Here is an 18,663-nt window from a genome sequence, read left to right on the forward strand (position 1 = left end):
TAGTCACCCTCTCTCAGAGAAATACGGATCCATGATGATCTCATTTTTATTTTCTATTCTTACCTCAATGTTTTCACTAACAAGCTGGTCTATCACGCCTCCAACCATATTTAGAGAGCTATTCAACGTTTCCTTCTCCCCAATTGCTGTTATTTCAAAGGGAGCAAAAGAGACATTGCCATCTATTTCAATTACAGGTCCAATGCATTGAATATACGATTGGTGATTAAGGCGGTAGCCATTAATTGCAATAGCTTCTGCTCCAGTGACAAGTAATTCATGAATAATCTTTTGTAAATGTTGCTCATGAACGATATAACTATTAGGATTATCTCCATCTGGGACATATTCTGCATCTCTTAGTGTAACACTAATACCTTCTCCTTTTACTTGTACTGAACCCGTTACCATACGAAGACGATCAAGGTCTTCCACTAAATTAAAATAACGTCGTTGACTGTTGGCAATATCATCTTCAATTTCATTTATTTGATTTTGAATGTCACGTAATTCCTCAGTTAAATTCCTGTTAATAGCCTGTTCCATTAACACTTCATTCCTTAATTCATCCTCTGCTCTCCATTGAGTACTTGACATTTCGTTTGTTATTTGTCTTTCGTTCGTTATTTGATAACTAATAGCAAGTATGAACCCAGTTAACAATAAAACAAATGAGAATATTACATGACTACCCTTCACTCTCACTTTCTTCTTCCTCCTCAACCTCAAAGCTCTCAAAATATGGATTCATTCTCATATGTACTATTCCTTCTTCGTTTGGATCTAACTGTTCTACAATAGCTGTATATGGTGCAATTCTTTCTGCAAAGTTTCGAATGGTTGAATTGACAACAAAGCCATCATTCATATAAATCATTAATCGAAAAGTATCATTCTCAACAGGAGAATAATAAATCTCAGAAATTCTATTCCTTATGGATGAAGATACATTTACAAGCTCCGCAGCAAGTTGACTTTTTTTATCTTCATCAGTAAATCCCATTAAAATTGGTGCATCAAAGGGAATATGTACAACATCCTTTTCACTAGATAACTGTTTTCCCGTCTCTAATAATGGATAATAAGTGTCATTTCCTTGCACATACGCAACCCTTTCATACTCACCAATTTCAAGGTGAATTGTATTTGGCCAATTTTTCGTTATTGACAATGAGGATATTTCTGGGTTACTTAATATTCTAGTTCGAATCCCTTCCTCATTAATATTCCACATACTCGTTTCAGGAAGTAACTGAGACTTGTCCACAATCCATTCCTCAGACACATGTATATTACCAGATACCTCAACTGTTTTTACAAGACTAAAGGAAGATTGAAAATACATGATAATAGTCACTAAAATAAAGAAGATAGAAATATAAAAGATTAATCTGCGATTAGCTAGTTGTTTACGTCGATTTTTTAACTTGGGGATTCTTTCTTCTATTTCAATGACTTTCTTATTATGACTCATAGGTTCTTCCTCCATTGTATCTCATGCTTTATTGTGAGAAAATAGTCATTCTTGTATTTTCGTCAAATAGAGACAAAATGCCTGTATCCTCTTGTTATATTCTAGTTAAATAATCTCTATAAAAAAAGCACAAGTGGCCCAAAAATAAAAAAATAAAAAAGAATTCGCCTAAAAGTCCCTTACGTATTAAGAAGTTCGTTAAAGGCGATATGGAATATAGATCTAATTACAAGGAAGTTTCTCCTACTAGTTCTACCTCCGGTTCCATTTTAACGTTATATTTATCATAAATGGTTTGTTGTATATGATCTATTAAATCTAACACATTTTGAGCTGTTGCATTACCTTTATTAACAATAAAGTTAGCATGGATGGTTGATACTTGTGCATCCCCTATAGAAAAACCTTTTAAACCTGCTTCTTCAATCAATTTCCCTGCATGATTAGGCAAGGGATTTCTAAAGACACTGCCACAGCAAGGATAATTCCAAGGCTGTGTCTCTCTTCGGTAGTCTTTGTTCTTCTGCATCTCCTTTGTTATCTTTTCCTTGTCACCTTTTCTTAGCTGAAAGACTGCTTCTACGCATATCCCCTTTTCCTTTTGTTGCAAACGGGAGGTACGATATGAAAACTCCATTTCTTCCTTTGTAAACCATTTAAATGTACCATCTGGAAGAAGGATGTTGCACTTTACAAGTATTTGTGAAATATCTGACCCGTGAGCTCCTGCATTCATAAATACAGCTCCACCAACAGAACCTGGTATACCTCCTGCAAATTCCAAACCAGAAAAACCCTTTTTACTCATGATAGTAGCAAGCTTAATTAAGGAGTAACCTGCACCTACCTTTATCGTCTCACCTTCTTGTTCTAGGTCAGCAATATTTTCATTTAATTTAATCACTACACCATCTATACCTTCATCTGAAATTAACAAATTGGAACCTCTTCCAATCACAAACCACGGAGATTTGCTATTCACGATTTGCTCTATTCCTTTTTTTAAGTTAGTAACAGAAGATGGTTCAAAAAAAATTTTTGCAGGTCCACCAATTTTCCAAGTAGTATGATTTTTTAACGGTTCATTCTCCGTAATCTTTCCAATTTCAAGTGCCTCTAATGTGCTTATTAAATTTGCCATAATTCCCTCCATCACTTTACTTATTTTACAAGCTGAGTGATTATCCGATAGAGTTCATCTCCTGAAGTTGGTTGCCCTAATTTTAAAGCACCGTGATGCATTTCATTCCAAGTAACTGAATCATTGAAAATAGAATCAATTTCTTGTAATAGCTTTTCAGAAGACATTTCCTTCTCTAAAATTACTCTAGCCGCATTAACATGTTCTAACGATCGACAGTTTTTCTCTTGATGGTTATTGGTTACATATGGACTTGGAATTAAAATAGACGGTAACCCAAGAGCAGTGATTTCTGACAAAGTAGTAGCTCCTGCTCTAGCTACTAATAAATCAACTTCACTTAATACTTGAGGCATGTCATGAATATAAGGTACACAAACAATATTTTTTGATGACTTAACTTTACTCCACTCATTCTTTACATTTTCATAATGTACTTCTCCTGTAACATATAAACATTGGTACTCTTTTTTTCCTAACTCATCTAAAATACCAATAACAGCATCATTGATCGGTTTTGCCCCTCTACTTCCTCCAACAATTAGAACCGTGCGCCTCGTTGAAGATAAACCGAGAGAGGTTAATTTATTTCCCTTTGAGCTTTTAGCTGCTTCAACCACTTCTTGTGCTCGAGGATTTCCAGTTAATTCTACCTTCTCCTTAGGAAAGAAGTCCTTAGAATCTTCAAAGGAAATGGCTATTTTATTTACATACTTACTTAAAAATTTATTTGTTAATCCTGGAACACTATTTTGTTCGTGAATGACAGTAGGAATTCCTTTTTTGGCTGCAGCATAAACTACTGGACCACAAACATACCCACCTGTTCCTATTACAATATCTGGTTTGAACTGTTTTATATACTTTTTAGAAACCTTAACCGCTTTAAGAAATCGTAGTACTGTTTTTACATTTTCAAAGGACAACTTCCTTTGAAATCCTGTAATTGTAACAGTCTTAAAAGGTATATCTTCTTTAGAAATTATCTTAGCCTCTAATCCATTTTCAGTACCTATATATAAAAATTCTGCCTTACTATTATGTTTTTTTATAGAACGTATAAGAGCGAGGGCTGGATATATATGCCCACCTGTTCCTCCACCAGTAACTAATACCTTCATGATTTCCCTCCAGCTAAAAACATTTACAAACTTATTTATATTATATCTCAAAACTGTTTGTCTTGATGAATAGAATAACACGTATTTTATGAAAAAGTATGATTTTTTTGGTGAATAATTAATTTCTGCCATAAAATTATGGGGATAATGAATACAACAAAAAAGCAACTGCTAAAATAGCAGAAGCATGGTATTGATAAGTAATAAGTAATAAGTAAAAAGAGTTGTTATTCTAGACTAACGCAAACATTAAAAACGCTATACAAGTATAAGGTATACGTAGTTAACACTATTTAAATATTTTAAACTTAATTATCGCATATGTCGACTAATGTTCAATAAAACTCCAATGGAAGATAACATTAAGGTTAAAGATGAACCACCATAGCTCAGTAGCGGAAGAGTGATTCCAGTTACAGGCATTAAACCGATAACTACGCCTATGTTAATCATAACCTGAATTGCAATCATTCCAATAATTCCTGTAGCAAGCATACATCCGTATAGATCTGGTGCATACAAAGCAATACGCAAACCTCTCCACAATAATATGGCAAAACAAACAAGAACAAATGCTCCACCAATGAACCCAAGCTCTTCAGATAGAATTGCAAAAATAAAATCAGTTTGAGGTTCTGGTAAATAAAAGTATTTCTGTCTACTGGAGCCTAATCCTAACCCTAAAAAGCCGCCAGGACCAATTGCGTATAATGATTGAATAATTTGAAAACCTGTTCCTAACGGATCTTCCCATGGATCTAAAAAGGATGTTATTCGTCGTAAACGATAAGGTGCAGATATAATTAATCCAACCAAACCTACTATACCAAGAACTGCCATAAACATAAAATGTTTGATTCTTGCTCCTGCAATAAAAATCATAACAACACTCGTTAATACCATTACCATCCCAGTACCTAAATCAGGTTGTAACATAATGAGAGCAAATGCCAATAAAACTAAACCTAAAGTTGGAAAGAGACCTCTTTTAAGAGTTGTCACGTATTTATGCTTTTCCGACAAATATTTTGCCAGGAAAAAGATCATTGCAATTTTCATAAATTCAGATGGTTGAATAGAAAATGCACCAACACCTAACCAGCTTCTTGCTCCACCTCGAACAAGACCTACGCCAGGAATGAGAACAATAATTAACAAGATAAAACATACAAAAATTAAAACCTTCGTCATACTTCTCCATGTCCAATAATCAATATTCATGATAAATAACATGGCAACTAACCCTAACCCTGCAAAAAACAATTGCCGCTTTAAAAAGAAAAAAGAATCATTAAAATTATGGTCTGCCCATACTGCACTAGCACTATAAACCATAATTAATCCAATGGTTAATAGACAAACGGTTGCAGCAATTAATAAAATATCAGGAGTAGACTTTACTTTTGGCAATAGAGAACACCTCGATTTCCTCAATCATCATCTCTATTACCTATATTTATGTGTAAAATGGACAAACATGCCTTTACAGGACAATCTTTTTCACTGCATCAATAAATATATCTCCACGTTCTTCAAAAGTCTTAAATTGATCCCATGAGGCACAAGCAGGAGATAATAGAATAACATCCCCACTATGCGAGTTCTTATACCCAACATTAACCGCTTCCTCTAAAGTATTAACTGTATTAATGGTTGGTACCTTAGCTATGCCTGCAGCTGCAGCAATTTTATCAGCAGTCTCCCCATATGTAACAATAGCTTTCACACGTTTTTGAAAATAAGGAATAAGGTCATCAAAGGACAACCCACGATCCAGACCACCTGCAATTAAAACAATTGGTTTATCAAAAGCCTTTAAAGCCGTAATAGTTGCTGAAACATTTGTAGCCTTTGAATTGTTATAAAAGCTCCGACCCTCTATTTCATCCACGAATTGTAAACGATGCTTAACCCCAGTAAATGTTTTTAGTACATGACAAATTTCTTCGATTGAAGCACCAGCTAAATATGCAGTAGCTGCTGCTGCTAGTCCATTAGAAATGTTATGTTCACCTGGAAGAGACATCTCCTCAATTGGGATTAATTTCTCCCCAAAAATAGTTAAATTTCCATTTTTAATACAAGCCCCATCTTCGAGACTTTTTTCTGTAGAGAATGGTATTCCTTTAGCTTGTCCATTACTGGCAACACGACTTACGACTTCATCATCCGCATTATAGATCATGTAATCTTCCCTAGATTGATTACGAAAAATGTTCCCTTTTGCTTCAATATAATTTTCCATCGTTCCGTGATAATCAAGGTGAGCATCAATAATATTTAATAGTACAGAATATTTCGGATGAAATTGTTCAATACCCATTAGTTGAAAGCTTGATAGCTCTGTCACTAAAATATTATTCTCAGTAGCATTTTGAGCTACTTCACAGGCTACTTCTCCAATATTACCGGCAAGCAAAGGTTGATTTTTACTACCTTTTAACATTTCATATATATATGTTGTCGTTGTTGTTTTTCCATTTGATCCAGTAATTCCTATAATTTCACATTCACTTATTTGATAAGCAAGCTCGATTTCCGTTATTACTGGAATATTTAAAGCTATTGCTTTTTCCACAAGAGGATTATCGTAACGTATCCCAGGATTTTTTACTACATAATCTAGTCTAGAATGGATAAGGTCCAATGGATGTGATCCACACACTACGACAGCTCCCAGTTTCTCCAGCTTCTGTGCTTCTTTATTATCTTCAATAGGTTTTTGATCATTTACAGTAACTTTAGCCCCCAGCTGGATCAGTAACTCTGCTGCTGCTGTTCCACTTTTAGCTAAGCCAAGAATAAGAATTTCTTTGTTTTTATAACGATCATTCTTCTTCATTACAACCACACCTCTAAGTAAACTCCAATAATAGCAAAGATCGTACCAACTAACCAAAACGTAACAACGACACGCCATTCACTCCATCCAGATAATTCATAATGATGATGTAAGGGACTCATCTTAAATATCCGTTTACCACCAGTAGCTTTAAAATAGACTACTTGAATAATAACAGATAATGTCTCAATTACAAAAACTCCTCCAATGATAATAAGAAGAATTTCCATTTTTGTTAAAATAGCAATCATTGCTAAGGCTCCGCCGATTGCTAAGGAGCCAGTATCACCCATGAACACTTTAGCAGGATGGGAATTAAAGACTAGAAATCCTAAGACAGCTCCTACTACTGCAACAGAAAAGAGGGAAACAGTATACATGGATAAAGAATATGCAATAATAGCAAAAGCTCCAAACGCAATTGCAGAGGTACCTGCAACTAACCCGTCTAAACCATCAGTTAAATTGACAGCATTAGAGGTTCCTACAAGCATAATAATAATCAGTGGAAAATAAAACCATCCAACGTCAACAGCTAACGTAGTTCCGGGAATCGTAATTAGTGTTGATAATCCCGTTTGTAGCAATATGACATAAACAATTGCGGATATTCCTACTTGACCTAAAAACTTTTGTTTGGAAGTTAATCCTAAATTCCTCTTTTTCACGACTTTAATAAAGTCATCTAAAAAACCCAGTAATCCAAAGCCAAACGTTACAAAAAGAAGTAACATGATTTCTATATCAATAAAATGAAATTGACTTGCCATTATTAATGTAGCGGTAATGACTGATAAAATAATCATTAATCCGCCCATTGTCGGTGTTCCGCTTTTTTTCTGATGAGATTGTGGGCCTTCATCACGAATGCTTTGACCAAATTTTAACCTTCTCAAAAAAGGGATAAAAATAGGGGAAAGTAATACTGTTATTAAAAATGATAATATCAGAGTGAACAATAATCCCTGTTCCAGCATAATAGGAACTCCTTTCTAAACTCGATTCACGTACCTTTAATATTGAAGAACGGGCATAAAAGCTCTATGTCACTTTTTCATAAACGGAAAAGATTAACATTTATTTAATATCAACTTAAATAAAGATCTTACTATACATTTTATCGTCGATTGTACAATTTCATGCCTATTGATATAAAAGTGATTAAATGTCTAATACAAAATCTTTTAATGCTACTGAAATGTCATCTGCCAATAAACCAAGATGGACCAACAATGCGATAGCATATACTGCATATTTCACATCTGCCTTCTTCATTCCCCTTATAGTAAAAGGCATATGAATGCCAGCTATTTGAAATTGTAGTTCATCGCCTGATTCTTCAACAGAAGTTACATGAAATAAGCATTTGTCAGAAGTACCACAAGTGATAACATCCGTCTTCCATTCCTTTTTCATTAAATCCTTATTATCCCCATCGATTGCAAGAACAGCACTTGCCTTCATTCCCTTTTCAAGCTCCATTACAGACTGTATAGCTTCTTCATATGTTGAAAGATTATCTTGTTCAGAAATGTTTGTAATTATAGAAAAATTTGGATTCATTAACTCACTATAAAACCCAACTTCTTCCCTTGACCCTAAATCTACTTGGGAAAGTAGGACATCTGTATGTGGATCCATGTGAAGAACTGAAAGTAAGAAGCTTGTATACTCCCCTTGAATCCCTTTTATTTCATGAACATTAAAAGGGCCATTTAATAAATGCGAAATAATGGATTGTGTTATTGTCTTTCCAAAACTACCTGTAACAGTAACTACAGTAGGTTCCACTTCAGCCAAGTACAATTGGGCTAATTTCTTTAAAGCTTCCTCCACATCCTCAACTTCAAATAATATAAAATCATTAGGTATATCGTTAGGAAGTTGGATCCCTTTTTTCCAAAAGGAGGCCACTGCTCCTTTCGATCTTATATCCTCAATGAATAATGAATCATCGAATATAGTAGAATCAATTGGTAAAAATAAATCTCCTTTTTTCACACCACCTTTATCGATACTAATACCTTTTACTTTAACACCTTCCGCTTCACCTATTACATTCATACTAATCGAACGAATAAGTGACATGTCTATACTAGTTCTCATGATTTTGACACTCCTCTACTGCTTCCTTAGCTACAACACGATCATCAAAATAATGATTCATTTTTCCGATAGTTTGATACGTTTCGTGTCCCTTTCCTGCTATTAATATTACTTCATTCTCTTGAGCTTGACGGATCACTTCAAAGATAGCTTCGCGCCGGTTTTCAATTACAGTATAGTTTGATCCAGACATTCCTTGTTCCATATCTTTAATAATATCCAATGGTTCCTCTGTTCGTGGATTATCCGAGGTTAAATAAACATGATTGGAAAATTCTTCAGCTATTTTAGCCATCAGAGGCCTTTTCCCTTTATCACGATCTCCCCCACACCCAACTACTACGCTTATTTTACCTTTGGCAAATTCTTTAATCGTTTGAAGAACATTTTGTAAGCTATCTGGTGTATGAGCATAATCTACAATCACATGGAATGGAGCATTAATCTTTAATCTTTCAAACCTTCCAGAAACTCCTTCTACTTTTGATAAGCTAGTCTGTATAACATCTAAACTAATCCCCATTGTATAGGCAGTAGCTGCTGCTGCGAGAGCATTATAAATAGAAAACGTCCCTGTCATATTCAATTTTATTGGTACTGACTCATTACCAATAGATAAATCAAAGCTAGCACCAGACTCGTCAAGGTTGATATTAACTGCCTTTAAGTCTGCATCACCTCTGATCCCATAAGTAATGATTGGTGAAGCTGTCATCCTTTCGATCGTGCAAAATGCTTGATCATCTATATTTAATATAGCTATAGGTTGATTGTCTTTCTTGAAACCATTTCCTAGTTGGGCAAATAACAATCCTTTAGCATAGGTGTATCGTTCCATCGTTTCATGAAAATCCAAATGATCTTGTGAAATATTAGTAAACACTGCAATGTCAAAATGACTACCATGCACTCTTCCAAGTTCCAAGGCATGAGAGGAAACCTCCATCGTCACTGCATCGACACCTTCTTTTTTCATCTCATAGAAATTTTTTTGAAGTACAAGTGATTCTGGAGTTGTATTATTTACTTCTACTTTCTTCTCTCCATACTTCATATACATTGTCCCGATTATACCTGTTTTTTTACCTGAATCAGATAGAAGCTTTTCAATTAAATGGGTAGTTGTCGTTTTGCCATTTGTTCCAGTCACACCAATTAACTGAAACTTTGAAGTTGGATAATCAAAAAACACTGCTGATAGAAGCGCCATAGCACGCTTGGAATTTTTCACTTTAACCAATGGTACAGATACATCTATATCCTCTTCTGCTACGATGGCTACAGCACCTTTTTTTACTGCCTCCACTGCAAAATCGTGACCATCAACGGTAAAGCCTTTAACACAGAAAAATAAACTTCCCTCAGAAACTTCACGAGAATCCATATGGACATTTTGGATGATTGGGTCGCCATGACCAATAAGTTGATAGGAAGGTAATTCATTTAATAACATACTTAATTGCATACTATATCCCTCTTTCAATTAACCAAACTTATCTATTTTAATATGAATAACTATTCTTTATTCTATGAAAAACACTCTTAATAATAGGGTACCCTGAAAATAACTAAAAGTAATTAATTTTTGAATTTTCAGGGTAGACCTAACATGCAAGTAAACTTCCACCATGGAGGATGAAAATGTTCTAACTAAGAGGAGTTCATCCGTTCTATGCGGAAGCTTTCACCACAGGCATAAGTGCGACATCTGTTCATTCTTCACAGTGTCTTCTTTACCGTGGGGCACGGCCTCAACTTCCTAAAACTTACACAGCAAGCTTTTAGGGGATTTTCGGATCGTGCTGATCCCACTGGAGTCGTCACCCCTCACTCCTGAACCGTTCTTATTTTCAGGGTAGACATTTTTTATGTTAGTTTAATCCATAAGTTTCATTTTACTGTTCCTCTTCAGGTTTGTCACCCATATATATTCTAATGGTTGATCCTGCCTTTACTCGAACTCCTGGTTCAGGCGACTGTAATAACACTTCCTTCCCTTCACCTGAAACATCTAACTTTAATTCATAATATGCTTGATTAATTTCTCTTATGGTCAAGCCCTCTAAATCTGGAACTTCAATCACTGGCTCATCGTTCCACATACGTTCCTTTTCAATTTGTCCTCCTCTTCTTTCTACCCCTAAAGCTCGGAGACTATCCTCCATAATGTTCCCTACTATTGGAGCAGCTACCGTTCCACCAAATTGAATAGTATCTTTCGGGTTATCTACTGCAACATAAATAACAATTTGAGGGTCATCTGCAGGAGCAAAACCTATGAAAGAAACAATGTGATTATTTTCTAAATATCGTCCATCTTGAGCTTTCTGTGCAGTCCCGGTTTTCCCTCCAACACGGTAACCATCAACATACGCATTACGGCCTGACCCTTTTGCTACAACATGCTCTAAAGCTCGGCGAATTTCTGCAGAAGTTTCCTCTGAGATTACTTCCTGCTTTAATGTAGGGGTCGTTCTAGTAACAACTTCACCAGAAGAAGAATCTATCCACTCTTTCGCTAAATACGGCTGGTATAATCTACCACCATTTATTGCTGCGGCTACAGCAGCAACTTGTTGAATTGGAGTAACTGAAACCCCTTGACCAAAAGATGTTGTAGCTAATTCTAATGGTCCAACTGCATCTAAATTGAATAAAATCCCTGTTCCTTCTCCTTGTAAATCTATACCTGTTTTTTGCCCAAACCCAAAGCTATGAATATAGTCAAACAATGTTTCTTTACCTAATTCTTCTCCCAGAGCAACAAAGCCAGGGTTACATGAATTTTGTACAACCTCTAAATATGTTTGAGATCCATGACCACCTTTTTTCCAACATCTTAGCCTATGTCCTGAAACTTCGATATACCCTGGATCATGAAACGAATCATTGTCTAAATCAACAATCCCTTCCTCTAATGCTGCTGCTAAAGTAATAATCTTAAAAGTTGATCCTGGTTCATATTGACTCCAAACAGGTTTATTTTGATTATAAATTTCAGGAGGAACCTTCCTAAATTGTTCTGGATCATAGTCTGGTCTTGATGACATCCCTAAAATTTCTCCAGTATTAGGATCCATGGCAATAGCAATAGCACCATCTGGATTATAAGTAGCTTCAGCATTATCCAACTCCCGTTCGATAATGGTTTGCACTTTAGAATCAATGGTTAATTTCAAGTGTTGGCCATCTACAGGAGCAGTATACTCGTCCGCTAACCCTGGCATTCTCGTTCCCCTAGCTGTTGAATAGAAAGACACATACCCTTTTTCACCAGAAAGCTTTTCATCATAATATAATTCCAGTCCAGTTAGACCTTGATTATCAATACCTGCAAACCCTAACACATGGGATAAATATTGTCCGAATGGATAATGGCGCCTATTATCCTCTGCAATAAAAACACCATCTAACCTTAATTCCCTCACTTCATTAGCTAATTCATTACTCATTTTTCTACCCTCAGGATTTATTCGTACGATGTGTTCGTTTTTCGTAACTAGTTCATACGCCCTTTGTCTATCCATCCTTAGTACTTCTGCTAACTGTGTAGCTACATTAGCAGGATCAGAAATTTGTCTCGGTACAACGAGGACAGAGGGGGCACTAACATTCGTTGCTAACGCTATTCCATTCCTGTCTAAAATTTCTCCTCGTTTTGCTTCAAAAGGTATATCTCTACTCCAAGAATTTTCAGCCCTTGTAGATATTTCATCCCCCATAACTAACTGAACAACACCTAATCGAATGATCATAACTAAAAATACGACTAAACCTACACTCAACGCTAAAATAAGACGTTTTCGAACCGTTACATTAGATACCCTTTTCATCTCCAAACCTCCCCATGTTCAAACACTATGGCTTGATTCAGACATATGAAAATTATGGACAGGTTAGAACCTGTCCATAATGAATAATCACGTTTTTAGTTATTTTCTCATAATTACTATTAATCTTGTATGAATATTTCTTCCTCTTCAAGTATCTCTTCTGTTTCTTCTACTATGTCATCGGAATCTGTATGTTCTTCTCCTGGTAAAACCAAATGAACAATCAATCTTTCAGAGCTGCTTAGATTCGTTCCAGGATCTGGATTTTGAGAATGAACGAAGCCATTACCTTGAATTGTTACCTCTATATCTAAGAGCTTTTGAAGAGCATATACATTCCTTAAAGACCAGCCAGACATATTAGGCAAGTGTATATTCTCACTGTCTGTTTTGATAAAAAACTTTTCTCCAGTCATTACCTTTTCTAGAGGGAATGGGTACTGTGATTCAACAGTTGAACCGTCGCCTAATATTACTGCCTTAAAGCCTAAAGAATTCAATTCTTCTGCTACACTTGTGACACTCTCACCACGATAATCTTTTATTTCAGCACTATCATCTCTGTCATTCCCCTCAGCTTCAGTAGGAGAAATATTTAAATATTGCAGACTTTGCTGCATTACCGGCTTAAAAATCATCGATACTGGTATGGAGCCAGATTCATATTCATCAATTTTCGGACGATCTACAGCAACATAAACGATAATTTCAGGATCTTCAGCTGGCGCCATTCCAAGAAAAGAAAACACAGAATTACCATGGCCATCTAAATAGCCACTTCCATCTTCCTTTAATATTTGAGCTGTCCCTGTTTTCCCAGCAACACGATATCCATCAATAGCATATTGTCTACCTGTCCCTACCTCAGAGGTAATTACTGATTCTAACTTTTCTAATACTTTTTTTGATGTCTGCTCAGAAATTGGATTCCCAACAATCTCTGGAGAACTTTCTTCAATAACACTTCCATCATCAGAAGAGACTATTCGATCTATTATATATGGCCTCATCATTTCACCATTGTTTGCTATCGCTGTTGCCGCTTGTATTTGTTGGATCGGTGTTACTGCTGTTGCTTGTCCAAAAGCGGTAGTAGCTGCATCAATACGATATCTGTTTGCAATCGACCCGGAAATTTCATTAGGAAGATCGACACCTGTAGGACTTGAAAAGCCAAAGGCATCCATATATTCAAACACACGTTCCGAACCTAAATTCTCTAGCGCTAATATTGAGAAAGCAACATTTGAGGACCTTTGGAAGCCTTCATCAAATGAAATTCTCCCCCAACCACCTCTATTATGATCTCTTATTGTATCCGGTCCAATTTGATAGGATCCAGACTGGAACAATTTATCCCCATCATAAACTCCTTCTTCTATTGCAGCAGCTAAGGTAAACATTTTCATAGTTGATCCAGGCTCAAATCTTGATGCAACATTAAAATTCGTATAATTTTCAATAGTTTCATATTGATTTGGGTTAAAGCTAGGGCGATTAGACATACCCAAGATTTCTCCAGTTTTTGCATTCACTACAATAGCCATCATTCGTTCAGGTTCATATTCTTCATCTACTTGATTCATTGTTTGTTCTAATGCCATCTGTATTTTCGTATCGATCGTTAGAAAAACATTATCACCATTTTTAGGTGGATCGATCATTTCATTCGCATTAGGCAACCTGCGATTTAAACCATCCCTTTGATATGTAATTCGTCCATTTTCCTCTTGTAAATACTCATTCAAACTATTTTCTAACCCCATCCTTGCTACAGACATATCTCTTTCTGTGTAACCTAACACATGGGATGCAAACGTTTGTTTAGGATAAAATCTTCGGGGATCTTCACGAAAACCAATACCAGGAAGTTCTAATTCTTCTATTTCTTTCATTTTTTCATAGCTTAAGTTTTTTGCCCTTGGTCCGAGTTCCACTTGAACTCTGCCTTCTTGACTTAAGTATTGATATAAGCTAGACGAATCTATATCTAAGACTGTACTTAATTGCTGTGCAGTTCTTTCTGGATCTTCTACTCTATTATCATATCTTTCATCAAGTAAAGCCACAACGGTATACGAAGTGATCTCTTCAGCTAAAACATCACCATTTCTATCAAGAATAGACCCACGTTGTCCTTCTAGCACAATTGATTGTGTCCATCTTCTTTCAAGGAGTTCCTCTAAATTATGACCTTGTACTTCTTTTGCTGCTTGTATATAAACAAATCTTGAAAATAACATCAAAGTCACAAGAAGAAATAATGTTAAGATGATAAGGCCACGTTTTATAATAATCTTTCTTTTATTATGTTCCACCTTATCAACCTCCAATAAATTCTATTAATTCGTAGGATGGGCAAATTTCACATTCCCATCATCTAGAGTCATCCCCATTTCCTTTGCTCTTGACAAAATCACGTCAGGATCTGACATTTCCATCACTTGTAAAGTAAGACCATCATTCACACTAAGCTGTTGTTGAATTTCATATTCAGATTGTTGAATTTGGTGGTTAGTCATATAGATGGTTGCATAGTTTGAAATCACTAAATAGAGGGCAAAAACTACGACTAATAATGTACTAGCATAAATCAATTTTTCCCCTTTTGTAATCCCACCTTTTCGAACAAGGTGTTTGACTTTTTTCTCTTTTACAGGCTTATAAATCGTTTGTTGTGTTTGCCTTTGCACAGCTTGGTTCATGATTAGTCCTCCTCTTAATTATTTTTCTCTGCTATTCGCAATTTCGCCGATTGAGATCTTGAGTTATTTTCCAATTCTAATTCATTTGCTAAAATGGGTTTACGATTTACTAAGATTAGTTCCGTTGGGTATTCTTCTGGAATGATGGGCAAATCCTTAGGAAGATCCTCCCTCGTGCTTCTTTGTTTAAACACTTGCTTACATATTCTATCTTCTAAAGAATGAAACGTAATAACTGCTACTCTCCCCTTCGGAGCTGTCATATCAATAGCATCATTTAAAGCTTGCTCAAAAACATTTAATTCATCATTCACTGCAATTCTAATTGCTTGAAATGTTCGCTTAGCTGGATGACCGCCTTTTCTTCTAGCTGGAGCTGGAATAGCATCTTTAATAATATCAACTAGTTCAAAGGTTGTTTCTATAGGTTTAATTTCACGACTTTTTTCTATTTTTCTTGCTATTTGCTTTGCAAACCGTTCTTCTCCATATCTAGAAATAATTCTCATTATGTCCTGGAAAGTCCATTCATTAACAACTTCAAATGCTGTTAGTATTTGTCCCCTATCCATCCTCATATCAAGTGGTGCATCAAAACGATAGCTAAAACCACGTTCAGGCTCATCAAATTGAGGTGATGAAACACCAAGATCAAAAACGAAACCATTCACTTTTTCAAAGCCTCGTTCTATTAATTCTTCCTTTAAGAATTGAAAGTTTCGATGTACAAAAATGATTCGATCACTATAAGCGGAAAGTCTTTTTCTTGCATGGGATAATGCTACTTCATCTTGATCAAAAGCGATGAGCTTCCCATTTTCATTCAAATGAGAAAGAATACGTTCACTATGTCCTCCTCCACCTAATGTACAATCCACATACACTCCGTCAGGTTGAATATTAAGTCCATGTACCGTTTCTTCCTTTAATACTGTTTCATGTTCAAACAATGATGTAAGCCTCCCTTATGAAGAAAATGTTATTTAATGATTGGGGAAATAAACTATTGATATGTAAATAGAGTTTTTTATAATTCAAAATCAACGATCCCCTCAGCGATTTCTGCAAAGGATTCCTCTGATTCTGCAAAATATTCATCCCAAATATCCTTACTCCATATTTCTACCCGACTAGAAACCCCTATAACGACACACTCTTTTTCGAGTTGTGCAAAGGATCGCAAAGTAGACGGGATATTAACTCTCCCTTGCTTATCTAGCTCACTTTCTGTTGCACCAGAAAAGAAAAATCGAGTGAATGCACGAGCATCCTTTTTTGTAAAAGGTAATGTTTTTAGTTTCTGTTCTAATTGTCTCCATTCTTGCTCAGGATAAACAAATAAACATTTATCCATGCCTCTTGTAACAACGAAGGCGGATCCTAGCTCTTCACGAAATTTAGCTGGAATAATCATCCTACCTTTTTCATCAATCGTATGATGAAACTCGCCCATGAACATAGGAATCCACCTCCCTCCACTTTATAACACTAATTTACCACATCCCCCCACTTTTAACCACCAACTTTATAAAATTTATAGTTAAAAGACCTATTTTCATGGGGACGGTTCTATTGAGTCTTCGTTTGGAAAACCAAAATAAGATAAGCGCAAGGCGCCCCAATTACGTCTAAGTACAGCCTACGTCCTGTGGGCAAAGGTTAAATCATCGACATCCTGTCTCCTAGATACCTTACGTAGAGTGAAAATTTTCTTTATCTTTCAAAAAAAACAACCCTGCAAAAGCAGAGTTGTTGTCATCAAACATATATATAAATAAAATTTTCATACAAGGAATTTTTTTCTTTCAAATGTCCCTTCTTAATTTGCATTAATACTTGTAACACAAAATCTTCTCCATGTGTATTTAAATAAGGAATGATATTTAAATATCGTTCTTGCAAGTTTCCATTAGGCCTTATTTCTGTTTCTAATTCATCAAAGCGCATCAAATAAACTTGCTGATCCTTTTTAACAACACTTTTCACCTTTTTTTTATACTGAGAGACTACGTTTAAAACTTTCTCTTCATATTTCGGAGTTTGCTCTCCTACTTTATGGCCTAACGGTTGTAATTCTTTTTCGATATTACTGAGAAGCCCCTTCATTTCATCACTTATAGCTTCAAAGACATTATCTATATCTACTTGACTATTATTTTTTATCCATAACCCCTTTTCATTTTTTATTCCATTTGTCGTCACTTCATGTGGAGTAATACCAATCCATTCCAGACTTTTTTCAGATCGCCTTGAAATAAAGGAAATATGAAGGCGGGGATATACTAGAGGCATATTAATATTCATAGTATGGAACACTTTTTTTAATGTACCCCAATATTTTAATTCGCCCGGGCCAGAAATAAATCCTATAACAGGTAAAAGTTTATCTTGCATTACTGGACGACTAACAACATTATTGCTAAACTTTTGAGGAGATTCATCTAATATCTCGAGCAATTGAGATTCTGTCCACGTATTGCCCCCTTGCTTTTCTTTAAAGAGATCCCCTTCCTTTTCTAGTAAGTAACGTTGACCTTGATCATGTAAAAATATATGGGCATTTTTTTTCTCTATAGCAATCGGCTCTCCATACCCCTCTTTTTTAAATTGTTCTGCCGTTTCACAAAATGCCTCTCTTAATCCATCATTATTTTCTATCATTTCTTTAAAATAGTTCTTTTCTATTTCTCGTATTGACGGATGTGCCGCATCCATTAATACGAGACCCGTACCTTTAAACAATCGATGAAGGATAGAAGCAAACCACTCTACATAAGTTAACTCTTCATTCAAGTCCTCTCCTAAACAACGATATATTTCTTTAGTGAAATTTGTTTCTGGCAAAAATTGAAATGCCTGCTTTAACATTTCTTTCCCTTCGCTAGAAGAAATTTTCCGTTCAGAAACAGGTTGTTTTATATCATTCCGTTCGTTTATGGCTACTTTTTTTGTACGATCTCCATTGTGAAAATATGTATGATTAACTTCATCTATATCATGATCTTCTCCTGCAATCCAAAAAATCGGAATCACTGGTATACCTAATTGTTTTTCGATAGTCTCCGCTTCATGTAATATAGATATAACTTTATTAATTGTATAAATAGGACCAGTTAATAAACCAGCCTGCTGCCCTCCAACTACCACAACAGATTTTTTATCCATTAATCGGTTGATTTGCATAAAGGTAGCTTTTGAAGTAGTAAACCTATGATTAAATTGTAATAGAACTTCCGTTAATTCCTTTCGAAAATATTCTCTTGATAAAACCTCTTCATACCTTTTTAATAAACCTTCATTAGTTAGAGGGTAATCATAAAATTCCATCACTTCTGCTTCTGCATTTATGTATTGGTGTAAAAAGGATTTTTCTTCAATATGTTTTTGGAATTTTATTTCCATATGTATACAACCTTTCACATTAACTTGTCGGGTATGTAT

Annotated in this window: 15 protein-coding genes; all 15 read right to left on the reverse strand. The window is 35.4% G+C overall.

Annotated elements, in window-relative coordinates; translation table 11 throughout:
* Nucleotides 1-3: 3 nt before the first annotated feature.
* The 15 genes from QA612_RS12360 to bshC all read right to left on the reverse strand — a co-directional run bounded on the left by QA612_RS12360 (nt 4) and on the right by bshC (nt 18,624).
* Nucleotides 4-705, reverse strand: coding sequence for a DUF881 domain-containing protein (locus QA612_RS12360; protein WP_278284125.1), 702 nt, complete (start codon nt 703-705; stop codon nt 4-6).
* Nucleotides 689-1,474: a cell division protein FtsQ/DivIB gene (locus QA612_RS12365; protein WP_278284126.1), complete on the reverse strand. Its 786-nt coding sequence runs from the start codon at nt 1,472-1,474 to the stop codon at nt 689-691. The genes QA612_RS12360 and QA612_RS12365 overlap by 17 nt, the downstream gene beginning before the upstream one ends.
* 226 nt (nt 1,475-1,700) lie before the next feature.
* Nucleotides 1,701-2,615: a UDP-N-acetylmuramate dehydrogenase gene (gene murB, locus QA612_RS12370; RefSeq protein ID WP_278284127.1), complete on the reverse strand. Its 915-nt coding sequence runs from the start codon at nt 2,613-2,615 to the stop codon at nt 1,701-1,703.
* 20 nt (nt 2,616-2,635) lie between these two features.
* Nucleotides 2,636-3,736, reverse strand: a complete 1,101-nt coding sequence (gene murG / locus QA612_RS12375) for an undecaprenyldiphospho-muramoylpentapeptide beta-N-acetylglucosaminyltransferase (protein ID WP_278284128.1) — start codon at nt 3,734-3,736, stop codon at nt 2,636-2,638.
* Nucleotides 3,737-4,048: 312 nt separating this feature from the next.
* Entirely contained in the window at nt 4,049-5,146 is a 1,098-nt protein-coding gene (gene spoVE / locus QA612_RS12380) for a stage V sporulation protein E (RefSeq protein ID WP_278284129.1), read from the reverse strand.
* Nucleotides 5,147-5,219: 73 nt separating this feature from the next.
* Complete coding sequence (gene murD / locus QA612_RS12385; protein ID WP_278284130.1) at nt 5,220-6,578, reverse strand: UDP-N-acetylmuramoyl-L-alanine--D-glutamate ligase; 1,359 nt, start codon at nt 6,576-6,578, stop codon at nt 5,220-5,222.
* Nucleotides 6,578-7,555, reverse strand: a complete 978-nt coding sequence (gene mraY / locus QA612_RS12390) for a phospho-N-acetylmuramoyl-pentapeptide-transferase (RefSeq protein WP_278284131.1) — start codon at nt 7,553-7,555, stop codon at nt 6,578-6,580. The genes murD and mraY overlap by 1 nt, the downstream gene beginning before the upstream one ends.
* A 184-nt stretch (nt 7,556-7,739) precedes the next feature.
* Nucleotides 7,740-8,684 (reverse strand): Mur ligase family protein, encoded by a 945-nt coding sequence (locus QA612_RS12395; RefSeq protein WP_278284132.1) that lies wholly within the window; start codon nt 8,682-8,684, stop codon nt 7,740-7,742.
* Entirely contained in the window at nt 8,674-10,149 is a 1,476-nt protein-coding gene (locus QA612_RS12400) for a UDP-N-acetylmuramoyl-L-alanyl-D-glutamate--2,6-diaminopimelate ligase (protein WP_278284133.1), read from the reverse strand. The genes QA612_RS12395 and QA612_RS12400 overlap by 11 nt, the downstream gene beginning before the upstream one ends.
* A gap of 430 nt (nt 10,150-10,579) precedes the next feature.
* Nucleotides 10,580-12,517: a stage V sporulation protein D gene (locus tag QA612_RS12405; RefSeq protein ID WP_278284134.1), complete on the reverse strand. Its 1,938-nt coding sequence runs from the start codon at nt 12,515-12,517 to the stop codon at nt 10,580-10,582.
* 119 nt (nt 12,518-12,636) lie between these two features.
* Nucleotides 12,637-14,835: a penicillin-binding protein gene (locus tag QA612_RS12410; protein WP_278284135.1), complete on the reverse strand. Its 2,199-nt coding sequence runs from the start codon at nt 14,833-14,835 to the stop codon at nt 12,637-12,639.
* A 24-nt stretch (nt 14,836-14,859) separates the two neighbouring features.
* The gene (gene ftsL2 / locus QA612_RS12415) at nt 14,860-15,222 is read right to left on the reverse strand and encodes a cell division protein FtsL (protein WP_278284136.1); all 363 of its coding nucleotides are present in this window, start codon (nt 15,220-15,222) and stop codon (nt 14,860-14,862) included.
* A gap of 14 nt (nt 15,223-15,236) precedes the next feature.
* A complete protein-coding gene (rsmH, locus tag QA612_RS12420; protein WP_278284137.1) occupies nt 15,237-16,172 on the reverse strand; it encodes a 16S rRNA (cytosine(1402)-N(4))-methyltransferase RsmH in 936 nt (311 codons plus the stop codon).
* 77 nt (nt 16,173-16,249) lie between these two features.
* Entirely contained in the window at nt 16,250-16,681 is a 432-nt protein-coding gene (gene mraZ / locus QA612_RS12425; RefSeq protein ID WP_278284138.1) for a division/cell wall cluster transcriptional repressor MraZ, read from the reverse strand.
* Between the two features lie 299 nt (nt 16,682-16,980).
* On the reverse strand, nt 16,981-18,624 hold the full coding sequence (bshC, locus tag QA612_RS12430; RefSeq protein ID WP_278284139.1) for a bacillithiol biosynthesis cysteine-adding enzyme BshC: 1,644 nt from the start codon (nt 18,622-18,624) through the stop codon (nt 16,981-16,983).
* Nucleotides 18,625-18,663 lie beyond the last annotated feature (39 nt).

This window comes from Evansella sp. AB-P1, assembly GCF_029688925.1.
GTDB lineage: Bacteria > Bacillota > Bacilli > Bacillales > Salisediminibacteriaceae > Evansella.

Excerpts from the sequence above, each read along its gene's own strand:
- QA612_RS12365 (WP_278284126.1), bottom strand. The coding sequence starts at position 1,474 with ATGAGTCATAATAAGAAAGTCATTGAAATAGAAGAAAGAATCCCCAAG.
- murB (WP_278284127.1), bottom strand. The coding sequence starts at position 2,615 with ATGGCAAATTTAATAAGCACATTAGAGGCACTTGAAATTGGAAAGATT.
- murG (WP_278284128.1), bottom strand. The coding sequence starts at position 3,736 with ATGAAGGTATTAGTTACTGGTGGAGGAACAGGTGGGCATATATATCCA.
- murD (WP_278284130.1), bottom strand. The coding sequence starts at position 6,578 with ATGAAGAAGAATGATCGTTATAAAAACAAAGAAATTCTTATTCTTGGC.
- mraY (WP_278284131.1), bottom strand. The coding sequence starts at position 7,555 with ATGCTGGAACAGGGATTATTGTTCACTCTGATATTATCATTTTTAATA.
- QA612_RS12395 (WP_278284132.1), bottom strand. The coding sequence starts at position 8,684 with ATGAGAACTAGTATAGACATGTCACTTATTCGTTCGATTAGTATGAAT.
- QA612_RS12400 (WP_278284133.1), bottom strand. The coding sequence starts at position 10,149 with ATGCAATTAAGTATGTTATTAAATGAATTACCTTCCTATCAACTTATT.
- QA612_RS12405 (WP_278284134.1), bottom strand. The coding sequence starts at position 12,517 with ATGAAAAGGGTATCTAATGTAACGGTTCGAAAACGTCTTATTTTAGCG.
- ftsL2 (WP_278284136.1), bottom strand. The coding sequence starts at position 15,222 with ATGAACCAAGCTGTGCAAAGGCAAACACAACAAACGATTTATAAGCCT.
- mraZ (WP_278284138.1), bottom strand. The coding sequence starts at position 16,681 with ATGTTCATGGGCGAGTTTCATCATACGATTGATGAAAAAGGTAGGATG.
- bshC (WP_278284139.1), bottom strand. The coding sequence starts at position 18,624 with ATGGAAATAAAATTCCAAAAACATATTGAAGAAAAATCCTTTTTACAC.